This is a genomic window from Desertihabitans aurantiacus (genome assembly GCF_003344635.1).
GTDB classification, from domain to species: domain Bacteria; phylum Actinomycetota; class Actinomycetes; order Propionibacteriales; family Propionibacteriaceae; genus Desertihabitans; species Desertihabitans aurantiacus.
Window position 1 is genome coordinate 1 of record NZ_QPKK01000349.1, and the last position, 3,244, is coordinate 3,244.

Here is a 3,244-nt window from a genome sequence, read left to right on the forward strand (position 1 = left end):
GCCGACCACGGGCAGCGCCGGCACCTGCTCGGCCGGGCCGACCTCGGGCCCGGAGGTGCGGGTGCCGTCGGCGGCGTAGGTGGCCCGGTAGACCTCGCGGCGGCGGGCGTCGGTCACCACGACGAAGTCGCCGGTGACGGCCCCGGCGCGGACGGCCTGCAGGGCCAGCACGTCGAGGCTGCACACGCCGGTGCACGGGAGGCCGAGCGCGAGCGCGAGCACCTCGGCGCTGGCGATGCCGACCCGCAGACCGGTGAAGGGTCCGGGCCCGACGCCGACGACCACGCGGGTGAGGTCGTCCCAGCCGGCGCCCGCCTCCGCGAGCAGGGCCTGCACGAGCGGGGTGAGCTGCTCGACGTGGGCGCGGGTGTCGTCGTGGCTGCGGCTGGCCAGCACCTCGGTGCCGCGGGCCAGCCCGGCCGCGACGACGCCGGAGGTGTCCAGGCCGAGGGTGAGGCCGTCGGTACGCGCGGTCACCGCTGGCCGCCCTGCGGGTCGAGGGACTGCAGGTCGACGCCGTCCCAGCGGTCCCCGACCGGGGTGATGACGACGGTGCGGCTGTCGGGCCGGGTCCGGTCGGTGGCGTCGGCGTCGGTGGTGCGCTGGATCTCGATCTCCAGCCGGTCGTCCGACAGCTGCTCGGCCCGGCCGCGGCCCCACTCCACCACGGTGACGCTGTGCTCGGCGCTGCTGTCGAGGTCGAGGTCGTCGAGCTCCTCGGGCGAGCCGAGCCGGTAGGCGTCCACGTGCACCAGCCCGGGACGTCCGCCGGTGGGGCGGTGCACCCGGGAGAGCACGAAGGTCGGGGAGATGACGGGGTCACCGACCCCGAGGCCCTCGCCCAGCCCCTGGGTGAGGGTGGTCTTGCCGGCACCGAGCGGGCCGTCGGCCAGCACCACGTCGCCGGGACGCAGCAGCGCCGCCAGCCGGACGCCGAGGGCGTGCATGTCCTCCGCGCGCGGCACCTCGACCCGGACCGGGACGCGACGGGCCAGCACCACGCCGTGGTCGCGCCGCTCCACCACCCGGTAGCCGTGCCGGCGCCACCACTGCTGCAACCCGGGGAACTCGGCGCGGACGAAGAGCCGGACCTCCGTGCTCCCGCGGTCGGAGGCCAGCCGCTGCACGGCCTCGACCATCGCTCCGGCGATGCCGTGCTGCTGCACGTCGGGGTGCACCGAGACCCGCTGCAGGAACGCCGAAGCCCACGGGTCCTCGACCGGGCCGGCCGGGGTGAGCAGGATGACGCCGACCAGCCGGTCCCCCACCCAGGCGGTGACACCGGTGCCCTCGGCCAGCAGCGCGGCGATGTTGCCGGCGGTCTCGCGCACGCCCGGGGCGGGCGGGTCGACCGGGGGCCGGGCCGCGAAGGCGGCCCGCACCACGGCGGCGATCGGCTCGGCGTCCTCGGCGGAGGCCAGCCACAGCTCCCACTCCGGTCCGAGGGCTTCCGAGGCGGGCTGACCGGTGACGGTCAGGGCGGGCTCGGCAGTCATCACCGCGTCATCGTAGTGGCGGGTCTCCGACGGCCCCGGGACGCGGTCGCATCCCGGGAGCCGTCGGGCGACGGACCTCAGGCGCCCTCGTGCGCACGCCCACGGCCGGAGCGGGACCAGCCGCCGCGGGACGGGCCGCGACCGCGCGGGCCGCCCTGCCCACGTCCGCCGGGACGCCGGCTGCTGCGGACCTTGACCGGCGGGGCGATCAGCGCCTCGTAGTCGCGGTCCTCGATCGCCGGACGGGAGGGCTTGCGGGCCCCGGTCGCCCGGTAGACCCGCTCGTCGTCGGCGGAGACGTCGACGGCCATGGTCTTCACCCCGGCCTGCTTGACCAGCCGGGCGACCTCGCGACGCTGGTGCGGCAGCGCCAGCGTGACGACCTGGCCCTCACCACCGGCCCGGGCGGTGCGACCGGCCCGGTGCAGGTAGTCCTTCGGACCCATCGGCGGGTCGACCTGGAGCACCAGCGAGACCTCGTCGACGTGGATGCCGCGGGCGGCGACGTCGGTGGCGACCAGCACCGGCACGCTGCCGGCCTTGAACGCCCCGAGGATGCGGCTGCGCGCGCCCTGGGTGAGCCCGCCGTGCAGCGCCCCGGCCATCACGCCGGCCTCACGCAGCTGGCTGGCGACCCGGTCCGCGCCGCGCTGGGTGCGGACGAAGACCACGGTGCGGCCCTCGCGGTTGGCGACCTCGGCGGTGATGGACTGCTTGTCGGCCGGCTTCACCTGGTAGACGTGGTGGGCCATCGTGCTCACGGTGGCCTGACCGGAGTCGACCTCGTGGGTGACCGGGTCGTCCAGGTACTCCCTGACGACGGTGCCGACGCCGCGGTCGAGGGTGGCGGAGAAGAGCAGCCGCTGCCCGCCCGCGGGGACGGTGTCCAGCACCCGGCGGACGTCGGGCAGGAAGCCGAGGTCGGCCATGTGGTCGGCCTCATCGAGCACGGTGATCTCGACCGCGGTGAGGTCGGCCGCGCCCTGGTCCATCAGGTCGATCAGCCGGCCCGGGGTGGCGACGACGACGTCGACGCCACGGTCGAAGGCCTTGAGCTGCGGGCCGTAGGCCATCCCGCCGGCGACCAGCACCACCGACAGCCCGAGGGTCCCGGCCAGCGGGGAGAGCACGTCGGCGACCTGCATGGCCAGCTCGCGGGTCGGCACCAGCACGACCCCGCGGGTGGTGCCGCGGGCGCCGTCGGCGAGCCGGCTGAGCATCGGCAGACCGAAGCCGAGGGTCTTGCCCGAGCCGGTCTGGCCACGGCCGAGGACGTCCCGCCCTGCGAGCGCGTCGGGGATGGTGGCGGCCTGGATCGGGAACGGGGTGGTGATCTGCTGGGCGGCCAGCAGGTTCACCAGCGGCGCGGGCAGACCGAGGTCGGCGAAGCCGGGGCCCTCGACCACCACGGCGGTGTCGGGGTCGACCTCGGCGGCCGCGGTCGGCGTCCACTCCATCTGGTCGGCGTCGCCGCCCTCGTAACCGGTCAGCTGCTGCCACTCCGGGCGGTCCTCGCGGCGCTCGCGCCGGCCGTCGTCGGCGCGGCTGCGCTCGGCGAAGCGGTGCGGGCGGGACTCGAAGCGGCGGGAGCCGTGCTGGTCGGCGGCGGGCCGGCTGGCGCGACGGTGGTGGTCGTCGCCACCGCGCTCGTCCCGGTCGCGACGGCCGAAGCGGTCGTCACGGTCGCGGCGGTCGAACCGGTCGTCACGGTCGCGGCGCTCGAAGCGGTCGCGACGGTCGTCGCGGTC

Annotated in this window: 3 protein-coding genes; all 3 read right to left on the minus strand. The window is 76.4% G+C overall.

Annotated features, from left to right (window positions below; genetic code table 11):
* Positions 1-477, minus strand: a 477-nt coding sequence (tsaB, locus tag DVA66_RS18670; protein ID WP_114561374.1) for a tRNA (adenosine(37)-N6)-threonylcarbamoyltransferase complex dimerization subunit type 1 TsaB, incomplete at its 3' end; no start/stop codon positions are given.
* The gene (gene tsaE / locus DVA66_RS18675; RefSeq protein WP_114561375.1) at positions 474-1,496 is read right to left on the minus strand and encodes a tRNA (adenosine(37)-N6)-threonylcarbamoyltransferase complex ATPase subunit type 1 TsaE; all 1,023 of its coding nucleotides are present in this window, start codon (positions 1,494-1,496) and stop codon (positions 474-476) included. The genes tsaB and tsaE, both read right to left, overlap by 4 nt.
* 77 nt (positions 1,497-1,573) lie before the next feature.
* A partial coding sequence (locus DVA66_RS18680; RefSeq protein WP_157974129.1) for a DEAD/DEAH box helicase occupies positions 1,574-3,244 on the minus strand: 1,671 nt, incomplete at its 5' end.